General features: G+C 56.8%; 17 protein-coding genes (1 of these 17 cut by a window edge). All 17 read right to left on the reverse strand.

Annotated elements, in window-relative coordinates:
• Window positions 1–82: 82 nt before the first annotated feature.
• On the reverse strand, window positions 83–634 hold the full coding sequence (locus tag A2273_01025; GenBank protein OGF06821.1) for a hypothetical protein: 552 nt from the start codon (window positions 632–634) through the stop codon (window positions 83–85).
• Entirely contained in the window at window positions 631–972 is a 342-nt protein-coding gene (locus tag A2273_01030; GenBank protein OGF06822.1) for a hypothetical protein, read from the reverse strand. Before A2273_01030 ends, A2273_01025 begins: the two co-directional genes overlap by 4 nt.
• Window positions 973–1,000: 28 nt before the next feature.
• On the reverse strand, window positions 1,001–2,002 hold the full coding sequence (locus A2273_01035; protein ID OGF06823.1) for a hypothetical protein: 1,002 nt from the start codon (window positions 2,000–2,002) through the stop codon (window positions 1,001–1,003).
• An 80-nt stretch (window positions 2,003–2,082) separates the two neighbouring features.
• A complete protein-coding gene (locus A2273_01040; protein ID OGF06824.1) occupies window positions 2,083–3,312 on the reverse strand; it encodes a hypothetical protein in 1,230 nt (409 codons plus the stop codon).
• 214 nt (window positions 3,313–3,526) lie between these two features.
• Complete coding sequence (locus A2273_01045; GenBank protein OGF06825.1) at window positions 3,527–6,214, reverse strand: hypothetical protein; 2,688 nt, start codon at window positions 6,212–6,214, stop codon at window positions 3,527–3,529.
• Between the two features lie 34 nt (window positions 6,215–6,248).
• A complete protein-coding gene (locus tag A2273_01050; GenBank protein OGF06826.1) occupies window positions 6,249–6,866 on the reverse strand; it encodes a hypothetical protein in 618 nt (205 codons plus the stop codon).
• A 45-nt stretch (window positions 6,867–6,911) separates the two neighbouring features.
• Window positions 6,912–8,849 (reverse strand): hypothetical protein, encoded by a 1,938-nt coding sequence (locus tag A2273_01055; GenBank protein ID OGF06827.1) that lies wholly within the window; start codon window positions 8,847–8,849, stop codon window positions 6,912–6,914.
• Between the two features lie 75 nt (window positions 8,850–8,924).
• Window positions 8,925–9,287, reverse strand: coding sequence for a two-component system response regulator (locus A2273_01060; GenBank protein OGF06828.1), 363 nt, complete (start codon window positions 9,285–9,287; stop codon window positions 8,925–8,927).
• Window positions 9,284–9,733: a hypothetical protein gene (locus A2273_01065; GenBank protein OGF06829.1), complete on the reverse strand. Its 450-nt coding sequence runs from the start codon at window positions 9,731–9,733 to the stop codon at window positions 9,284–9,286. The genes A2273_01060 and A2273_01065 overlap by 4 nt, the downstream gene beginning before the upstream one ends.
• Window positions 9,734–10,001: 268 nt before the next feature.
• Entirely contained in the window at window positions 10,002–11,240 is a 1,239-nt protein-coding gene (locus A2273_01070) for a hypothetical protein (protein OGF06830.1), read from the reverse strand.
• A gap of 4 nt (window positions 11,241–11,244) precedes the next feature.
• A complete protein-coding gene (locus A2273_01075) occupies window positions 11,245–11,928 on the reverse strand; it encodes a macrolide ABC transporter ATP-binding protein (protein ID OGF06831.1) in 684 nt (227 codons plus the stop codon).
• A 10-nt stretch (window positions 11,929–11,938) separates the two neighbouring features.
• Window positions 11,939–13,201 carry a hypothetical protein gene (locus A2273_01080; protein OGF06832.1) on the reverse strand — a complete coding sequence of 421 codons (1,263 nt, stop codon included), beginning with the start codon at window positions 13,199–13,201 and terminating at the stop codon, window positions 11,939–11,941.
• Between the two features lie 60 nt (window positions 13,202–13,261).
• Window positions 13,262–14,563 carry a hypothetical protein gene (locus A2273_01085; protein ID OGF06833.1) on the reverse strand — a complete coding sequence of 434 codons (1,302 nt, stop codon included), beginning with the start codon at window positions 14,561–14,563 and terminating at the stop codon, window positions 13,262–13,264.
• 69 nt (window positions 14,564–14,632) lie between these two features.
• Window positions 14,633–15,205, reverse strand: a complete 573-nt coding sequence (locus A2273_01090; GenBank protein ID OGF06834.1) for a hypothetical protein — start codon at window positions 15,203–15,205, stop codon at window positions 14,633–14,635.
• Window positions 15,206–15,408: 203 nt separating this feature from the next.
• The gene (locus tag A2273_01095; protein ID OGF06835.1) at window positions 15,409–15,948 is read right to left on the reverse strand and encodes a hypothetical protein; all 540 of its coding nucleotides are present in this window, start codon (window positions 15,946–15,948) and stop codon (window positions 15,409–15,411) included.
• A gap of 103 nt (window positions 15,949–16,051) precedes the next feature.
• Entirely contained in the window at window positions 16,052–18,622 is a 2,571-nt protein-coding gene (locus A2273_01100) for a hypothetical protein (GenBank protein ID OGF06836.1), read from the reverse strand.
• Between the two features lie 432 nt (window positions 18,623–19,054).
• Window positions 19,055–19,548, reverse strand: the 3' portion of a protein-coding gene (locus A2273_01105) for a hypothetical protein (GenBank protein OGF06837.1). It continues 91 nt past the right edge of the window; the window shows 494 of its 585 coding nt (coding positions 92–585); its start codon lies beyond the right edge, outside the window — the gene reads right to left on this strand; it ends in the stop codon at window positions 19,055–19,057.

Below are 19,548 nucleotides of genomic sequence, written 5' to 3' on the forward strand. Positions count from 1 at the left end.
CCTGGTTTCCTTATAGAATAAATTCGTTTTTCATCGACCGTTATGCAATTAATTAAGTGCTCAGGTTAATAACAATCTCGAGCTAGGAGAACAGTTTGGACAGGGCATCCTCCACCGCCTGGTTGAAATCGGGCAGGGCCTCCTCCTGGGCCCCCGGCTGGCCCGGGGCGTCTGAAGGCTGCCGGTCCATTTTTTCCGAAAGATCCCGGGCCGCCTGGTCGGTATCGGACACGATGGCCCTGGCCAGCACCGGGGACAGCTCCCGCTCAGCCTCCCCGGCGGCGTGCCGGATCATGCCCACCACGGTGGATTTGTCGAAGATGGTGGCCAGGATGAACTGGTCGGCTATCAGGCAGAAATACACGTTCCAGGTCTTGCCCTCCTGGAACATCACCTTGAACTTCTCCTCGGCCACCACCTTGGCCAGGGCCTGGGTGGAGGTGAAGATCCCGCCGATCAGGGCGGCGATGGACTGGACGTTGAAATTGGCGGTGAACCCGGCCAGGCTTATCAGGTGCCCGCTCTTGGCCAGCAACAGGGCGCAGCTGGCCCGGCTGTCCTTGAGGTAGCGGCCCATGGAGGCCTCCACCGCCTGGTTGATCTCCTCCGAAAGGACGTACTGAATGTTGGTCATAGCATATCCATCAAGTGTTCCAGGCTGGCCTTCATTTTTATGGACACCAGGCCGATATTGGCCCCGGCCTCGGTGATCACGATCAGGATGCAGTGCTGGGCGCACAGGAAGATGATGTTGCCCTCGCTGGCCAGCAGCTGCACCCCGTAGATCTGCTCTTCCTCCCCCCGGGCCAGCGATTTGACCACCTGGTTGAAGATGGAGGCCACCATGGCGCTGATGGTCCGCTCCTCCAGGCCGGACATGATGTTGGAGGCGATCACCAGCCCTTCCTTGTCTATCACCAGGCTGCCCCTGACCCCGGGGATGTCGTTTATCTGGTTCAATATGTTCTTCATTTTATGCTCAAACCCTGTTCAAGTTATTTTAAGATGACAGGTTCTTTATCCGCTCGATGGCCCGCTTGATGTTAACCGCCACCAGGCCGGTCTTGGCCGAGCTCTCGGCGGTCACCATCAGCACCTGGCCGCCCACCCGGTTGAGGAAGATCTTTTCGTTCCTGGTGTCTATCACCGCCCGTTCCAGCTGGCCCAGCTTGATCTTATGCATGGCCTGTGAGGCGGTGGAGAACACCAGCGATGACAGGGCCCCGGAGGATTCCTCGTCGACCCCGGCGGCCTGCGGAGCGAAGGCGCTGGCCACCGGAAAGCCGGACTCATCCACCAGCAGGCTGGCAAAGACCTGGGGGGTCTGGATGATCTCGTTGAGGATCCGGCCGAAGGCTGTCATGGTTTTGGGGTCGGCCTCCTCCCGAGGTTTAGAATTTTTCTCCGGAGTCGGGTCAGAGATGATCTCCGCCGGACCGGACTCGCTGACAGGTTCCGGTGGCACGAATTCCATCTTGGGTTTTTCGGCCGCCTGGGCGGCCAGAGCCATCATGGCCTGGGCTCCCTGGTGGAAATCGGCCGGATCGACCAATGCCGGCTCCCCAGGGATGGCCGCCTGCGAAATGTCTTCCGGAGCCCTCGGCTCCTCTATCACCGGCATTTCTATTTCGATCTTTTCGGGTGGGTTCGGATCTTCCCCGGCCGGAATAGCGGCGATCTCGGGAGATCTCGGTTCGGGCTGGCCGGGTCTGTCCAGCTCGGCCAGGACCTTTTTGGCCAGGGAATTCTCCGGCCGGACCGAAAGGATCTTGGTCAGCTCGGCCCGGGCCTTCTCGGTATCGTTGATCCCCTTGTAGCACTGGGCCAGCACCAGCCGGCCCTCGATGTTGTCGGGATGCGATTCCAACCCGCTCAGGCAGATGTTGATGGCCTCCTGATACAGGCCGTTCTCGCGGTAGAAGTCGGCCAGGGAGCCGAACAGCAGCGAGGAGGGATCATCGACCACCTGATCCGGGAAATCTTTAGGGCTGTCCGAAGACATATCTGATGACATAGTGCACCGAAATTATTTTTAATGCTTTGTATTTTGGCGGATCTTGGTTGATGCCCGCCGGCGACCCCCTATTCCCCCATTATCGGCAATCTTCGCTCTTTAAGTTTTTTCATCCTCTCCAGCCAGGCTTTCACCTCGGGGCTCAGCTCCGGGGCGGGCTCCGCCGGTTTATCGAAGCCGGCCATGGTCTGCCGTCCGTCGGCCACGGCGGCCTTCTCCTCCAATCCCTCGGCCCATCTCACCGCCAGGTCCACCAGCTCCCGGATCTTCCCGGCCCTTTTATCATCGTGTGAAAATGACAGGAACCGCTCCCATCTCTCCACCGCCAGCTCCAGCCGCCCGATCTTGGCGTAGGCAAAGCCCAGGCAGTAGTTGATCTCGGGGTTGTCGTCCCGGCCCTGGCTGGCCAGTTTGTATTCCATGATGGCCTCGTCGAAGGACTCGGTCTTGAAATAAGCCTCGGCCAGATAGAGATGGGCCAGCGGAGAATCCGGCTCCTTGATCAGGATCTCGGAGAAGGTCTCGATGGCCTTCTCCAGCTGGTCTTTCTTGATCAGCTCCAGGCCCGTTTTTATCGGATCCATCACCGGCTCCTGAATATCCAGCGACAACGGGCCTTTCAGGGCGGTGGCCTTTACCAGGCCGGTGGCGCACAGGCCATAGATGACCTTGGCGGTCTCGAACTCCCGCCCCCCCACCGAGGCTATCACCTGACGGGCTGTTTTCTGGCCGTCGATATTGGCCAGGATCAGCCACTCCTCCGGCCTCAGGTCCAGCCGGGCCGAGGTCAGGTCGCTGCCCGGGGCCAGGGTCAGCACCATATCCAGGTCCGGCAGTTTGGACTGGATCTTGGACCACTCGTCCAGCCGGCGGGAGACCTCCATGATCACGTTCTCGGTGATCTGGACGAAGGCCAGGTCGGGGTCGGGGACCAGCTCCATGTCCTCGAACCGGAAATAGCCCTCCTGCCAGCTCATGATGGTGGAGACCGTCTCCTCCACCTGGGTCTTCAGCATGGCCCCCACCGCGTTCTTGGTGGCAAAGCCGCGCACCACCGCCAAAGCGCCGATCTTCTTTTTTTGCTTGGCGCTGGCCTGCTCCTTGAGCAGGATGTCCAGCTGGTCCTTGCTGAGCTTGCCGGAGGACAGCATCATCTGCCCCAGCTTCTCCTGCCCCTGTTGCAGGGTGCTGCGGATGATGTTCCCGGAGACGAAGAACACCTGGCCCACGTTCCGGGTGCAGTCCAGGGTCAGAACCCCGGATTTGCGGGACATGGCCAGCAGCTGGAACAGGTCCATCAGGCTGAGTTCTTTTATGGGGCCTTCGATCGCCATGTTTTAAAATAAAATATTAAAAGTTAAAAATAAAATATTTGCCGACTGTTGGTATGACCAGGTTCATTCGAAGAGATTTCCCCTGGTTCTGGTTTTTATATTCTTATTTGTCAGGGCACTGGCCTTCTGGCAACGACCCAAATTCCAAATTCATAATTCTAAATTCTGAATTCCCGGCTTACCTTCCCCCCGCCACCTGCTCCCATTGCATGGCGGTTTCGATGGCCTTTCCGGCCAGGGCCTTCAGGGCCTCATCTTTTGTAAAAGAGATGGCCTTCTGCCAGGCCTCCACCGCGTCCCGGGTCTTGCCCCGCTGGGCCAGCAGCCTGCCCCACAGCATGTACAGCTCGGGCTGGTCTCCGTGGCTCTGCATCAATTCCTGGCATAGCTGGTAGGCCTTGTCGGGCTGGCCGGCCTTGACCGCCAGCTGGGCCAGCCCCAGTTTGGCGTTAAACGAATCGGGGGAGATCTTGGCCGACAGGGCATACTCCACCGCGGCCTTGTCCAGCTGGCCCAGCTTGACGTAGGTTTCGCCCAGCGCCAGATGCGAGTCCAGATGGGCCGGGCTGTTGATCACCGCTTTCTTGAACTCCTCCACCGCCTGCTCCAGCTTGTCCTGGGAGATGTACAGTTGGGCCAGTTGGTAATAGCCCTGGGGCAGTTTGGGGTTCAACTTTATCACCTGGCGGTAGGCCATGATGGCCTCCTCCGGCTCGTTCTGCACCGCGAAGATCTCCCCCAGCCCCAGGAACAGCGAGATGTCGGAGGGATTGATCTTCAGGGCGTTCTCGTAGCAGACCCTGGCATCCTGGTAGTCACAGCGTTCCAGATATATCCGGCCCAGCTGGGACATCAGCTCCACATCCTCCGGCCGGGCGGCGATCTCCTCGCGCAGGATGGCGATGGCCTGGTCGCTGTCGCCCTGCATCAAGTGGGCCCGGGCCAGACCGATCTTGAAATCCTTCTGCTCCGGGTTCAGCTTGGCCAGCACCCCGTATCTGACTATGGCCTCGGCCCCCTGCTTCTCGTCCATCGCCAGCTGGGCCAGGCTCTCCAGGGCCAGCTGGTTCTGGGGCTGCTGTTCCAGGATGGCCTTGGCCTTCTTCTTCAGCTCGCCGCTTTTGCCCTCGGCCCGGAGTTTTTTCAGGCTCTCGATGTCCGACTCCAGGGTAGCCTCGTCCCATTTGCTGGCCTTGGTCCGGATGGAGGCCTCCTCCAGCACCCCGCCGAAGATATCCTGGGCCACGGTGGTGCCCTGCTCCTGGCCGGAGCCCTGCCAGCCGTCCAGGATCAGCAGCTCCGGGTCGTCCACGTAGAAGTCGATGCCCAGCTTGAAGGAGCCGCCGGTGTAGTATGATTTGAGTTCCATGGCCCGTTTGGTGGCGGCCAGAGATTCCTGATATTTCTCCTGGGCCGCCAGGGCGAATCCCAGGTTGTAATAGGCCTCGGCAAAATCCGAATCCAGCTTGATGCAATGCTCGAATTGGGCCAGGGCCTCGGTGTACGATTTCTGTTTGAGATAAAGCAGGCCGATGTTGTTGTGGGCCAGGGCCGAATCCTGGTTCAGCTTGAGCACCTCCTGGTATTCGGACATGGCCAGCTCGTCCTTGCCCTGCTTGGCGTACAGCAGGCCCAGGTTGAAGTGGGCGTCGCCGTACTGCGGCATCCTGGCCACCGCCTTCCGGAATGTCTCCTCGGCCAGCTGCTGCTGCTCCTGGTAGACATAAGCGATCCCCAGATTGTTCAAGCTGACCACATAGCCGGGATCGGAATCCAGGGCCCGCTGGTACCACTTGACCGCTTCGGCCGAGGCCCCCATCCGGTGATAGGCCAGGCCGGTGTCGTTGTAAAGTTTGGCGTTGTCGGGATCGAACTCCAGGGCCTTTTTATAGGCCTCGATGGCCTTCTGGTTCTGGCCCATGAACAGGTAGATCTCGCCCACCTCCTTATGGACGATCCGGTTCTCCCCCTCCAGGGACAGCGCCAGCTCGAACTCCTTGAGGGCCTGCTTGAAAAGCCCCTTGCGCCGGAAGCCCACCCCCAGATTGTAGTGGGTCATGAATCCGTCCGGGGACACCTGCACCTGATCCTCCGAATGGCGCTTGATCTCGGTCAGCAGGTCCTGGCTGTAGTAATCGATCCCCAGGTTGACCTGGGCCTTGGAATAGTTGGGATTGAGGGCGATGGCCTGGCGGGATTCCTCGATGGCCTTTTCCAGCAGGCCCTTCTCGCCGTAAGTGAAGCCCAGCAGGAAGTGGGCCTCCGAGCCCCCGGGGTTGATCTTGATGGCGGTCTCCAGCTGGTTGATGGACTGGTCCAGCAGGCCCAGGTTGTAATAGATCTCCCCCAGCCCGGTGTGAATGACGTATGAATCGGGATCCAGCTTCAGGGCCTGCTGGTATATCTCCACCGCCTCGTTGAACTGCCCCTGCTGTTTCAGGGTCAGCCCCAGGTAGAGGTAGGCCAGCATGTCGCCGGGCTTGAGCTCCACCGCCTTCTGGTAGTTGGCGATGGCCGACTTGTACTGCCCGGTGTTGCGCAACGCCTCGGCCAGCCGGAAGTAGGCGTTGGCATCGGGGCTTTTCTTCAAAGCCTCCTCGGCCTGCTGGATCTCATCCCGGTAATAGCCGCTCTTGCGGTAGACCACCTCCAGATTGCTTCTGGCCAGAACGTTCTGGGGGTCGATCTCCAAGGCCATCTGCAGCACTTCCACCGCCTCGGCATACATGCCCTTGTTGAAATAGACCACCCCCAGGTTGTTATGGGCCGAAGCGTCGCCGGCGTCTATCCGGCTTCGGAAGCCCCGCAGTATCTTCTGCTCCTCTGGGCTGACCGGGGGGATGTTTTTTTCTTCAGCGTGTTCCATTTTATAAAATCCGGATCCTCATGAATATTTTTGTTTACCCCAGATGGATGGCCTTCAGTATCACCCCCAGCGAGTCGGGATCCGGCAGCAGCAGGAAATATCCGTGCAGCACGGCGTTCTTTTCCACAAAACGGAATTCGGTCTCGATGCACACCACCAGGTCCTTGTCGTTGCCGAAATCCAGCGACACCGCGTCCAGCACCGCCGAGGCCATGTCCACCGTCATGCTGGGCACCGAGGGGACCATCACCAGGCCCAGCAGGTCGCCCAGGGCGTTCATGTAGGCGCAGGTCAGGACGTTGGACACCTCCTTGAGGGCCGATTCCTCCAGCTCCCCGATCCCGGTGGTGCTGCCCACCGGCTTTCTCAGCAGGCAGTCGGTCAGGTGCCAGGCCGCCTCCTGGGGGAACATCAGCAGGGTTCGGCCGGTCATGTCGCCCAGGAAATAGATCAGCACCCCGGCCACCACCTCGTTGGGCTTGGCGGCCATATTGAAGATCTCCTCGATGGGGTTGATCCTGATCACCGGAACATTGACCAGCACCTTCTCGTTGGTCAGCTCCGACAGGGCGGTGGCCGCATGGCAGGCCCCGATATTGGCCACCTCCTTCAGGGCGTCCAGTTGTATCGCTCCCAGTTCGTTAAGTTCCATCTTTCTACCCTCTCTATATCGCCGATGTATTGATTGTCTTTTTTATCAGACCGCTATATTGTTGAGATCCAGGATCAGCATGGGGCGGCCCTCCCGTCCGATGGTGGCCCCGCTGAAGGTTTTGATCCCTTTGACGAAACGGGACAGCGGCTTGACCACGATCTCCTGCTGGCCGATCATGGAGTCGAACAGCAGCGCCAGCTCCGCCCCCTGGCGATCCACGATCAGGGCCGGCCCTTCGCCGATGCCGGTCTCCGGAGAAAGCCCGATGACGCTGGCCAGCCGCACCACCGGGATCACCCGGTTCCGGAACTGCAGCAGCCTCTTGCCATGCAGTGTTTTCAGGGCCTTCTGCTTGATATTGGTGATCTCCTTGACCTGGGTTATGGGGACCGCGTAGGTCTGGTCATCGGCCGAGATCAGCAGGGTCCGGATGATGGCCAGGCTCAACGGGACCGTGATGGTAAAAACCGATCCCTGGCCGGGCCGGCTGTCCATGGCGAAGCTGCCGCCCATCTCCTCGATCCGGCGCTTGACCACATCCAGCCCCACCCCTCGCCCCGACAGCTCGCTGACCTTGTCGGCGGTGGAAAATCCCGGCAGCAACAGGTATTCATACAACTGCTGGTCGGCCAATTCCGCGGCTTGGATCGCCGTCAGGTGCCCGTTGTCTATCACCTTGCGGCGGATCCGTTCCAGATCAAAGCCCTGGCCGTCGTCGACCACCTTGATCAGGACCTGGTCCTTCTGTTTCAGGGCGGTCAGGGTTATCGAGCCCAGCTGCGACTTGCCGGCCTGCTTCCGCTGGTGCGGCAGCTCGATGCCGTGGTCCACCGCGTTTCTCAGCAGGTGGATCACCGGCTCGGAAAGCATCTGCAGGATGGCGCGGTCCATCTCCAGCTCCCGGCCCTGCACCGTGAAATCGATCTCCTTGCCCAGCCCCTTGGCGGCATCCCGCACCACCCGGGGAAAACGGTCCAGCACCTCGGACATCGGCACCAATCGGGCGGTCAGCACCTCCTGCTGAAGGTCGGAGGCTATCTGGGCGATCTTGTCCACCCCGTCCTGAATGGCCGGATCTCCGTTCTGAACGGCCAGCTGTTTCAACCTCTCGCGCCACACCACCAGCTCGCCCACCAGGTTCATCAGGCTGTCGAGCCGGGCCACGCTGACCTTGACGTCCTTGGCCTTCTCCTGGGCCAGCTGGACGAAAGCTCCGATGGTTTTTCTCTCCAGCGCTTCCTCGGCGCTCTCCTCCCGCACTTCCTCGATCTGGATGTCCTCGACATCGGCGCAGGTGACATCGTTCTTCAACTCCTCCTGGTCCTCCTGGTCGGTAACCAGGAAGATGGTGAAGCCCCGGTCGAATTTCTCCGATTCCAGGTCATGCCTCTCCGGCACGGTATAGGCCACCCGGCCGATCCTCTCCAGGGTATGCAGTATCAAAAAGGCCCGGGCCGATTTGAGGGAGACATCCTGCTCCAGCAATATCCGGATCTTGAAGACATGGGAATTGTCGGTTTTAAGGGGATTGATCCTCTTAAAATCGCTGCCCCCGTTGGAGGCTACCTTGGCCGGGGCCGCCTCAGGGGTCACGGCGGTCAAACCCACAATCTGACCCACCAGCTCCCGGCATCGCTGGGTGAGGCTCTGGTCCGGCTGTTTCCCGGCCGCCACCAATCCCACCGCTTCCTCCAGAAAATCCAATACCGAAAAGATCAGATCTATCTCCTCGGAAGCGGCCGCCGTCTGACGGCGGCGCATCTTGTCCAGCAGATCCTCGCCCTTGTGGGTAAGATCGGCGATGAAATCCAGTCCGATGGAGGCCGCCATGCCCTTGATGGTGTGCATGGAACGGAAGATCTCGTCCAGCTGGGAGCTCTCGTCGGGCTTCTTCTCCAGGGACAATAGCGCCTGGTTCAGGCTGACCAGGTGCTCCCTGGTCTCCGCCACGAACAGATTTATGTATTTTGCGGTATCCATGGAATACCCCTATTCCCGGTCCTTCGCTAGCAACGAAACCTCCGGGATATCAGGTTATCCTGATGCTCGAAGCGGTTATTTCAGCGCCCGCTGGGCCGCTTCCAGTACCCGCGAGGGCTGGAAGGGTTTGACCACGAAATCCCTGGCCCCGGCCTGGATGGCTTCCACCACCAAAGCCTGCTGGCCCATGGCGCTGCACATCAGGATCCGGGCGTTGGGATCTATCTGCATGATGGCCTTGACCGCCTCGATGCCGCCCATGTCGGGCATGATGATATCCATGATCACCAGGTCTGGCTTCAGCTTCTGGTATTGATCCACCGCCTCGGCGCCGGTGGCGCCTTCGCCGCAGACCTCGAACTCTCCCTTTTTCAGGATGTCCGAGATCATGGTCCTCATGAAGATGGCATCGTCCACCACTAATACCTTGCGACTCATTTAACCTCCTCCAAAGATAATATTTTATCCAAGTTAAGTATTATTATTTTTTCCCGGTTGATCTCTATCACCTTGTCGTAGAATCGCCCGTTGGCGGCTTTTTTGATGCTGTCGGGAACATCCTTCGGCACAGCCTTGATGGTCTCCACGCTGTCCACCCGATCCACTATCAGCCCGGCCGTCTCCTGGTTATAATCCACGATGATTATAACCACATCGGGTCCGAGCCGGCTGTTTTCCACCAGATGCAGCCTTCTCCGCAGGTCGACAATGGTGGTTATCTCGCCCCTCAGATTGATAAGCCCGGCGAGATACTCCGGAGCCAGGGGCACCGGGACAATATCCTGCATTTCCTCGATGCTTTTAACCTGATCGGTGTAAAGTGCAAACTTTTCTTTACCCAGGTTGAATATTACAATTTCCCGGGATGCAATTTTTTCCGTCATAGAACGGTTATCCTATTAAATATATAATACTTAACAGTTTATAACTTTTTTTACCATAAGTCAATAAAAAAATACCGGAAATTTCATCTTTAAGCCAAATAGCAAAAGGGACGGCAAATATGCCGTCCCTTAACAGAAAAAATTTGATTATTCAATCACTACTCTCTTCTTGGTAGCCTTGAAATCACCGGTTTCAAAACGTTAGATATAAATTCCGCTTAGTGCATTTAATAACCCAGACCTTAAGGTCTGGGTTATTAATATTGTCTCACTCGTATCTTAATGCCTCTATCGGATCCAACTCGGCCGCCCGTTGGGCCGGATACCAGCCGAAGAATATGCCCACCGCAGCCGAGAAGCCGAAGCCCAGCAGCACCGACCACCAGCTGACCGAAGCCGGCAGTTTTATCACCAGAGAGACCAACCAGGCCAGAATGAATCCCAGGATCATCCCGGTCACTCCGCCTACCAGCGACAGAGTCACCGCTTCGATGATGAACTGCTGCATGATGTCCTTCTTGCGGGCCCCGATGGCCTTGCGGATTCCGATCTCCTTGATCCGCTCGTTGACCGACACCAGCATGATGTTCATGATCCCGATGCCGCCCACCAGCAGCGACAACAGCGTGACGCCGATCATCAGGCCGAACACACCGGCGGTGATCTTCTTGAAGATCCCCATTATCTGGTCGGCGGTGACAATGCCGAAATCATCCGGTTTGGAGGGCGGCACCTTGCGCCGGCGGCGCAGCAGCTCGGTGACCTCATCCTTGGCCTGTTCGATATGAGCCACGTCAAGCGGCTGGACAGCTATAGTGACCGACCCGCCCCGGCCCCGGTTGCGGATCTGTCCGGTGAATATCTTCTGGTAGGTGGAGATGGGAATGATCAGCATATTATCCTGATCATTGCCCAGGAATGATCCCTTTTTCCCCAGCAGGGCTATCACCTCGAACCGGTTGCCGTTGATGATAATCTCCTTGCCCAGAGGGTCCTGCTGGCCGAAAAGCTTTTCCACCACTGTCGATCCCAGCATGGCCACCTTGCGGCTGTGGGTCATGTCCACGTTGGACATGGCCCGGCCGTCGATGATCTCATAATCGGCGATGAACTGGAATTCCGGCGTGGTGCCGTGCACCTCGGTGCCCAGCACCTCCTGCTTGCCGTATTTGACGCTGGCCATGTTGTCCAGCATGGGAGCCACCCGTAGCACCGAGGGACAATTGTCCCTGACGGCGTAGGCGTCATCGATGGTCAGGTTCTTGCGGCCCCTGGTATTCAGCCAGTCGTCATGGCTCATCACCAGACCCTGCTTTTGAACGTATAACGTAGTGGTGCCCAGGGAGGAAAGCTGCTTGGCGATCATCTTATTGAAGCCGTCGATCAAAGCCAGCATACCGATCACCGTCAGCACTCCGATCATGATGCCTAAGGTGGTCAGCCCGGAGCGGAGCTTGTGGGCCCAGATGGCGTCAAAAGCCAGCCTGACCGCTTCCCAAATATTCATGGCCTTACCCTTTCCTTATGATTTGATCGGAGACGATCTCTCCATCCAGTATCCGAACCGCCCGGTGGGCATGTTCTCCCACTTTTTGGTCGTGGGTCACCAGGATCACCGTCTTGCCTTCTTTATGCAGCCGGTCGAACAGAGCCATGATCTCCACCCCGGTCTTGCTGTCCAGATTTCCGGTGGGTTCATCGGCCAACAGGATCGAGGGATCATTGACCAGGGCCCGGGCGATGGAAACCCTCTGTCTCTCGCCACCCGACATCTCGGTAGGCTTGTGATGAACCCGGTGGGCCAGCCCCACCGATTCCAGCGAAGCCATGGCTTTAGCCCTTCTGATCCCGGAATCGACCCCGGCATACTGCATGGGCAATTCCACATTATGCAGGGCCGAAGAGCGAGGCAGCAGATTGAAGGTCTGGAAGACGAACCCTATCTTCTTGTTTCTCACCGCCGCCAGCTGGTCGTCATCCATCTCCGATACCAATAATCCGTCCAGATGATAGCTTCCGGTGGTGGGGGTATCCAGGCATCCCACCAGGTTCATCAAGGTGGATTTGCCGGAGCCCGAGGGACCCATGATGGATACGTACTCTCCAGCCGCGACGTTCAACGAAACTTTTTTTAAGGCCTCCACCTTGACGCCATCCATCTTATATACCTTGGAAAGATTTTCCATTTTTATCATGGCTTACAACCTACTTTCCCCGGCTGCCCTGTTTCCCGGCAGCCTGATCTTTGGTCACTTTGACCTTATCGTGGTGCTTCAGGTTCCGCAGCACGCTGAACGGCCCCTTGATCACCTCCTGGCCGTCCGATAATCCGGAAAGCACTTCAATGTTTTCCTGGTCGGAGATACCGGTGGTGACCGGAATGATCACCGCCTTCCCTTTCTCCACGACATAGACCACCTCCTGCTCCTTCTCCTTGGCCTTCTTGCCGTCGCTTGTCTTTTCCCCGGCCAGGGCTCCGCCCTTCTCTTTGCCTTTCTTGCGTTCAGCCGCTTTTCGCTCGGAATCAACCTTGCGCATAACCACCGACTGGATGGGGATCAGAATAATATCCTTTTTATTGGACGTGGTGATATCAACGTTGGCAGACATTCCGGATTTCAGGTCATCCGATCTATCGATGAATCTTACTTTCACAGTGTAATTCACCGAAGCATTGCTGGAGCTTGAGATGACCGAGCTGATGGCGGCATTCCCCACCTCGGAGACCTCTCCCTTGAATGTTTTGCCGATGATGGCGTCCACCTCGATCTCGGCCGGCTGGCCTATTTTGATATCCTTTACATCGCTCTCGTCCACCTGGGATTCCACCTCCATCTGGGACATGTCGGCCACTACCATGATCACCGATCCGGCGTTGTTCATGGTCCCGGTGACCACCACTTCGCCCACCTCCACATTCAGCTGGACCACCGTGCCGTTGATGGGCGAGGTGATGGTGGTCTTGCTGTAGGTGTCCTGGGCCTGCTCCAGCGAGGCTTCGGCTTGGGTCAGGCGGGCCCGGTCCAGATTGAATTGGGTGGTAGTGGCCTCATTTTCCTCCTGGGATATCAGTCCGGCGGCAAACAGCTCCTGCTTGCGTTTATAGATAAGTTCGGTCTGGGCCAGGTTGGCTTTGGCCAGCTCCAGGCTGGCCCGGGCCTGCTTGACCTGGGCGGCATAGCTGGTGGGGTCTATCTGCACCAGGATCTGGCCCTTTTTCACCAGGTCTCCCTCCTTCACCGGAAGGCGGCTGATCTTGCCCATCACGTAGGCCGATATCTGGACCTCGGTCTCGGCCTTGACGTTTCCCGGAGCCGAGACGATGGAGACTATCTCGCCCTTCTTGACCTGGGCGGATTGGACGGCCAGTTTCTTGGTGCCCTTTACTATATTGGAAACCACCAGGATCACCACCAACAGCGATGCCGCGGTTATTATCCATAATTTCTTGCTTTTGAAGTTGATCATCGGGCTTTCTCCATTTGTATGTTCTGATTTTCGATTTTATATTTCCGTAAGCAGGATAGATCACCACTTGCCCAGGGCTTTGGCGGTTCTGGCCTCCGCCAGATAATATTCGCACAGGGCATTGGTGGCCTGCTGTTGGGACTGGTTGTAGGTAAGCTGGCTGGTCAACAGGTCCAGCACCGAAGCCGAGCCCAGTTTGTATTTTTCGTTGGTCAGTCGGTAATCCTCGCTGGCCTGCTGCAACAGGTCCCCCACCAGCGCTACCGCCTCCTTGGCGGTCTTCAGGCCGATCTGCGCCTGTTTAAGTTCGGAATAGACCGATTGCCGGGCCGATATCATGTCGGCCTCGGCCGCCCTGGCTTGGGCCCTGGCCTGCCTGATCCTGGCCATCGAGGCTGTGCCGTCAAAAATATTCCAACTGAGGGCCAGACTGGCGCTCCAGTAATCATGGGCGTTCCAGCTGTCGTTGCTGGCAAATTGCATACTATCGGAATATCCGTAGCTATATGAAAAAGACAGGTATGGAAGCTTGCTAAGATATGCCGACCAGGCAGAGGATTTCTTGGCTTGGTGGTTTTTCTGGGCCGACAGATAGCCGGGGTTGCTTTCGATGGTCTTGTCATCCAGGGATTCTATGGTGTATGCCTGCTGGGCAGTGTCCGGGAATGCCACTTCCGAGCCAACCCGCACTTCTCCGGCCAGGCCCAGAATGTTGGCTATTGCCTGCCGGCCTGTCAGCTGGGCGCTCTGGGCATTCAGCAAATCTATCTTGCTCTGCATCAGGCGCACCTGTATCTTCAGCATGTCGGCCTGGCTTATGGATCCCAACTGGTACATCAGTTTGGCCTGCTTGGACTGCTCCTCGCTCTGCTTGACCGAGGCCTGGGCCACCTCCATGGCCTTCTGCAGTTTCACCAGATTGTAGTAGGCCGCTTTGACATTATAGACCAGCGAGGCCACCGATTGCTGATATCCGGATTTGGCAGCCTGCCGAGACCGGTACGATCCCAGGATATCCGCCCACTGGGAGAGATTCACCACGCTCTGGCTGGCGGACAATGAGGTCCGGTAACTTTCGTTTTTTCCCCCTTCTACGACATTATAGAAGGCATCGTAAGTTGTGGCCGGGCCGCTCTGCCCGTAGCTGGAGGAGGCGTTTATGTGCGGCAGGATGCCCGACACCGAGGTCTGCAGCCCGGCCCCGGCAATGGTCAGGTTGCTTTGGGCCCGCACCATATCCGGGCTCTGTTTAAGGGCCATCTCCACGCATTGTTCGACAGTCAATAGTTGATCGGCCGGTTGGGCGGTTATCATCGATGCCGGCACCCAGGAAAGCATCAATATCAGGAACAGGTTTTTCATACATCTGCCTTTGATCTTTATTGGTTTGATTATTGCTAAAAACTACGTTTTATTGAAAAATAAAGTTTCCTAACTTTTGGCTATGCCGTAGAAGAAAAGATCAGTTATGTTCTTGATGGTCTTGCTTTTGGAAATTTCGGGATGTGAATGAAATGCCCCCCGGCTGGCCATGGCCATCATGCCGGCCCACAGGGCATAATCGCCCTGCTTGAACTTGCCCGCCCTGGCGCCGTTCTCCAGTTCATCGGCCAGGACCTTTATCACCTTATGGTTATGGGCCTTGATCTTTTTGACCCTCTTCATTATCTCCTTGCCCTCTATCTCGTGCATCAGGTTGAGCAGGGCGCGGTTTTCGGTCACAAAATCCGCCAGGGCCTCCAACATGCCTGCCACCTTATTTTCCGGGCTGTTCCGCTTTTTCCTGGCGGCAATCATCCGGCCGTGCATCTCATCCATGGCATTTTCCAATATGCTGAAGAACAGGTCCTCCTTGTGGGAAAAATAGCGATAGATGGTGCCCTTGCCGATCTTGGCCTCCCGGGCCACATCGTCCATCAATGTTTTATGGAAACCTTTCCGGGGGAACACCTTCCCGGCGGCCCTCAGGATGTCCAGCTTCTTGTTATCGTTCAGGGTTCGCATTTGTACTCCGATTTATAATAGAACTGACCGGTCAGTTCTATTATAAACAAAAAACAGGACATTGTCAAGATGCCCGGTATCTATTGTTTGGCACTCCGAACCGGACTCTATTTAGAACGGCCTTTCGCCGTTTATGCCAGTTCTGGAGGAAGCTGGCTGTCCGGCTAGGGCCGTTCTTTGGGTTATGAAGACTCTATGCAGGATTAGACAACGTATACTTGATAAGGTTTAATAGCATTTGACATTTTTTCCACAATTTCCTTTATCCTCACCATGTTCATCACGTCCTCCTGGTTATAGGCCAGCAAAGTGTTCAATGAGCCAATGCTGCCGTATTCGATATAATTATGCCACAGATACAAGGCATCGCGGCCGTCCATATCCGGCAGATCCCTCCCGATCCCCAGCATCTTCTCGATGGCCTTCTGCCCGCCGGCCAGCCCTTGTTTTTTGCAGAGGTATCGCAGGTCTATGGAATCATACTTTTCCCTCAGGTCCAGCCCCAGCCGTTTCCGTATGACCGGGAGGTCGAAACAATGCCCGTTGAAGGTGTACAATCCCCTCAGGTTCGGGCCCGCTGCCTCTCCGGGATCTTTTATGATCGGCTTCGGCAAAAGTCTGGATATTCGGGCCTTGGTTATATCCCTTCCTACTATCTGCTGGAATCCGGTGGATTCCGAATAAAATCCGAGGACGGTGATGTTTTGATGGAAATCGGTTTCGATATCCAAAAATAACGACATAATATCATCTCTTGTTCCTTGAATAATATCAGTTTTGGCTGGTCTCTGTCAATGTAAAAAGGGGCGGTTCCAGACCGCCCCTGAATGATTGATAATTTGATCGTCAGTGGCCCCCAAAGATCCCTTTCAGCTTATCTGCAGCCTTTTTCTTGAGTTCCTCGGCCTCCTTCCTGGCCTTGTCCTCGGCGGCTTTCTTGGCTTTGTCGGCTTCGGCCTGGGCCTGGGCTTTGGCCTTGTCCAGTTCCTCCTGAGCCTTGCCTTTGAGCCTGGCCTGGGCCATCTGGGTGTCCCAGCCGATGGAAGGCTTCTGGGCCGGGCCCTTCACCAAAAGGTCCAGCACCATCCTGCCGTCCTTGTCGGAGAACAGGCTGGTGGCCGAAGATCTGGCCCGCAGCTTGTCGGATTCCTCCTTGGTCAGTTTGATGGACACCCGGTAATCCAAAGTGCCGTCGAACCCGGAACTGCCGGTAAGGTTGGCATCGCCGAAACGGCTGTCCAGCTTCAGGTCATCCAGATACAACCTCTCATTCAAAATCCGGAATCCCGTGGACAGGCTCTTGAAGGTCAGGTCCTTGTCGCCGGTCAGTTTGGTGTATTCGAAGACCTTGGCCAGCAGGTCCCAGTTGATTATCTTCCCCTCGCCGGTCCTGGCGCTGCCGGAGCCTTTCAGGGTCTTTTTGATCAGGATGGTGTCCGGGGCCAGCCCCGAGAACTCGCCGTTAATATCCAGCTTGGTGAACATCCGGTCCTTGAACGGGGTCAGGGCGCTTAAAAAATCGTTGGCCTCCAGCTGGCTGGCCTGGGCTTTCAGCTGGTACTCGATCTTGGTGAGATCGTTCAGATCGGACCACAAACTGCCCAGCACCTTCCCGCTGTAAATCCCCACCTGGCCGTCCAGATTGAGTTTCCGGTCATTGATGGACAGGTTTCCGGCCAGGTTATCGTAATCTATCTTTAGGAATTTGATCTTGGCTATCCGTACCTTGCCGTCCATCAAAAAGTCCGGCAAAGGCGGCAGCACCGGAGGCGTCTGAACGGGGGCTTTCTTATCCGCCGTAGCCTTGGCGGAGGCGGAGGGAAGCGGCGGCAGCATCTCATCCAGGTCCAGCAGCGGCGAATTCAGGGCAAAGGTGATGACCGCCTTGCCCTGCTTGGGCAGGGCGATGGCCGGCTGGCCGGGCTTGGCGGCCGGCATTTCCGGAGCCAGGCTCAAAAAGTTCTTGACCTGGGCGGTTAACGACAGCGAGCTGCGGCCGATCTGGCAGGAGATGTCCGGAAGGTTGATAAGATTCTTGGTCAGCTGGATGGTGCCGTTCAGGTCGGTCACCGGCTTCATCAGGGCCTTGGTGGCCAGGGAGATCTTTTCGATGTCCACCCGGCCGTCCATGTTAAATGTATTGATATCATTGACTTTCCCGTCCACCTTGAAGTCGGCCTTGATCTTCCCTGCCAGGGTCAGGCCCTCTTCCAAAGGAACATATTCCTTGACCTCGCCCAGGTCGAAGTTGCCCTTGAAAGCCGCCTTGATGTAAGGATCCTCGAAATTCCTGACCAGGCAGGACATCTCGAAACCGGCCGTCCCCAGCTTGGCCGAGATCTTTTTGATGTCCAGGTCGTTCTCGGTGAAGGTGATTTCCCCGTTGACGTCGGATATGGATTTGGGCAGCATGGCGTATTTTATCCCGATGTTGCGCAGGCCCACCATGCCGTCCACCTTGGGCTTGGACTTGGGATCCTGGGGGTCTATCTGCCCGGTGATCTTAAGACCCAACTCCACCTTGCCGGTGGCATGGACATCCTTGGCCTGGGCCTTGAACTCCGGCGGGATGGCGGCGAAGATCTGCTTCATGTCGATGGCTGTGGTCTGCAGGGCCAGGTCCAGCACCGGCAGGCTGTCGAAGTCGGACACCGTGCCGGCCAGGGTCAGGGCAATGCCCTGGGGAGCCACGGTCAGGCGGTTGATGGTGACCACCGCTTTGGGCAGGTTGAGGCTGATGTCGTGGTCCACGTTGAGGTAGATGCGGCTGAGGCTGATGCCCGGCATGGTGGTCCTGATCTCCTTGACCTTGATCCAACCGGTGGTATGGATGTTCTCCAGCTTGGCATCGGCATCCAGCCGTAACTGCTCGTTTATGCCCAAAGCTTCGACCCGCATTTTAAGCTGTTTGTCTTCGAATATGAAACTGCCATCGTTGATCCTGAAGGATTGAACGGCGATGGACACCGGGCTGGAGCCCGGCGGCGGGGCCTTCTGGGAGGAATCGACCGGCACCGCCTTTATAAGGTCATCGAAATTGAAGGCGCCTTTGGTGCTTTTTTCTATCAGAATTGTAGGTTTATCGATGGTCAGGCTGGTGACCGCCAGCTGGCGTTTGAGCAGAGCCAGTAGATTTATTTTGAGGGTCACTGATTCGATAGAGACCATCGGCTGCTGGCCGAAATCCTGGGCATTGGCCAGTTCAATGCCCTTGAGCTGGACGCCCAGTCCGGTCCATACCTTAAGGGAGAAGCTTTCCACCTTGACCGGCCGCCCCACCGCCTGTTCGATCCTGGGCATCAGCAGGGCCCTCAGCTTGGCCGGGGGGAACATGATTTTTAAAGTGATCCCCGCAGCGATAAAGATGAAAACAAAGACCGCCAGGACGATCAATGATATCTTGAGAAATTTGTTCATTTTTTATACCTCGGATTTATATTTTGTTGACAAAGAAAAGATACCATAAACGTTGTTAAAAAACAAGCGGAAATTAAAACCGCCTCCGGAAAAACGGAAGCTGGTAATTTTACACGGTAGAATCCAAAGCCGGTCATTTTGTTCGGGCCAAAATGATCGGCCGGGGTATGGCCTGTCCGCCAATACCTGCACCATGCTAATGGCGGGGGGGCGGTCTGCGGCATCAGACATCGGATAAAAGAAATACGATTAATAACCGATCCTGGTATTTCGTATTCACGTTGATAAGCATTAGCTAGAGCGCCCCCAGGACTTCTCTTTGTTACTTTCTCTTGGTCACAAGAGAAAGTAAGACTAAGCCTGGATTCCTGTTTTCACAGGAATGACAATAAAAAAGCCCCGGTATAAAGCAGGGACTTATCCGGCGGATATTTAATCCCTCCCAACGGCTCCGAAACCGGGCAGGCTATACCGATAGACCTTGCATAAACGGCATTTCCCGAACATGATTTTTTCTTTTTCTTCGACCAGGATGTAGCCCGCCTTCTCCAGCACTCTGCAGGACCCGGTGTTCTTAACGGCCACGATCCCCAAAACCACAGGAAGCCCCAATTCCCCGACCGCCCAGCCACTCATGGCCCGAACCGCTTCCGTGGCATAGCCTTTTCCCTGAAGCTTTCCCTCTATGGCATATCCGATCTCCACGCTGTTCTCTGCCGGGCTTAATCCGACATGGCCGATCAGCTCCCCGGTTTGTTTCAACTCGACGCCTAGCACCAAGGGTTTTCTTTGGGGCGCCGGTTCGCCCGGGTATTGCTCGATCAGGAATTTTATCACCCTGGCCGATTCTGCTTCATCCTTATATACCTGGTCCGGGATCCAGAGTCGCAGGCCTTCCTCCCGACTCATTTGCAGCACCTTGCCGG

The sequence above is a fragment of the Candidatus Edwardsbacteria bacterium RifOxyA12_full_54_48 genome (genome assembly GCA_001777915.1).
Taxonomy (GTDB): domain Bacteria; phylum Edwardsbacteria; class AC1; order AC1; family EtOH8; genus UBA2226.

What these genes read in the sequence shown, in the direction of transcription:
- A2273_01025 (OGF06821.1), bottom strand. Translation starts at nt 634, where the DNA reads ATGACCAACATTCAGTACGTCCTTTCGGAGGAGATCAACCAGGCGGTG.
- A2273_01030 (OGF06822.1), bottom strand. Translation starts at nt 972, where the DNA reads ATGAAGAACATATTGAACCAGATAAACGACATCCCCGGGGTCAGGGGC.
- A2273_01035 (OGF06823.1), bottom strand. Translation starts at nt 2,002, where the DNA reads ATGTCTTCGGACAGCCCTAAAGATTTCCCGGATCAGGTGGTCGATGAT.
- A2273_01040 (OGF06824.1), bottom strand. Translation starts at nt 3,312, where the DNA reads ATGGACCTGTTCCAGCTGCTGGCCATGTCCCGCAAATCCGGGGTTCTG.
- A2273_01045 (OGF06825.1), bottom strand. Translation starts at nt 6,214, where the DNA reads ATGGAACACGCTGAAGAAAAAAACATCCCCCCGGTCAGCCCAGAGGAG.
- A2273_01050 (OGF06826.1), bottom strand. Translation starts at nt 6,866, where the DNA reads ATGGAACTTAACGAACTGGGAGCGATACAACTGGACGCCCTGAAGGAG.
- A2273_01055 (OGF06827.1), bottom strand. Translation starts at nt 8,849, where the DNA reads ATGGATACCGCAAAATACATAAATCTGTTCGTGGCGGAGACCAGGGAG.
- A2273_01060 (OGF06828.1), bottom strand. Translation starts at nt 9,287, where the DNA reads ATGAGTCGCAAGGTATTAGTGGTGGACGATGCCATCTTCATGAGGACC.
- A2273_01065 (OGF06829.1), bottom strand. Translation starts at nt 9,733, where the DNA reads ATGACGGAAAAAATTGCATCCCGGGAAATTGTAATATTCAACCTGGGT.
- A2273_01070 (OGF06830.1), bottom strand. Translation starts at nt 11,240, where the DNA reads ATGAATATTTGGGAAGCGGTCAGGCTGGCTTTTGACGCCATCTGGGCC.
- A2273_01075 (OGF06831.1), bottom strand. Translation starts at nt 11,928, where the DNA reads ATGATAAAAATGGAAAATCTTTCCAAGGTATATAAGATGGATGGCGTC.
- A2273_01080 (OGF06832.1), bottom strand. Translation starts at nt 13,201, where the DNA reads ATGATCAACTTCAAAAGCAAGAAATTATGGATAATAACCGCGGCATCG.
- A2273_01085 (OGF06833.1), bottom strand. Translation starts at nt 14,563, where the DNA reads ATGAAAAACCTGTTCCTGATATTGATGCTTTCCTGGGTGCCGGCATCG.
- A2273_01090 (OGF06834.1), bottom strand. Translation starts at nt 15,205, where the DNA reads ATGCGAACCCTGAACGATAACAAGAAGCTGGACATCCTGAGGGCCGCC.
- A2273_01095 (OGF06835.1), bottom strand. Translation starts at nt 15,948, where the DNA reads ATGTCGTTATTTTTGGATATCGAAACCGATTTCCATCAAAACATCACC.
- A2273_01100 (OGF06836.1), bottom strand. Translation starts at nt 18,622, where the DNA reads ATGAACAAATTTCTCAAGATATCATTGATCGTCCTGGCGGTCTTTGTT.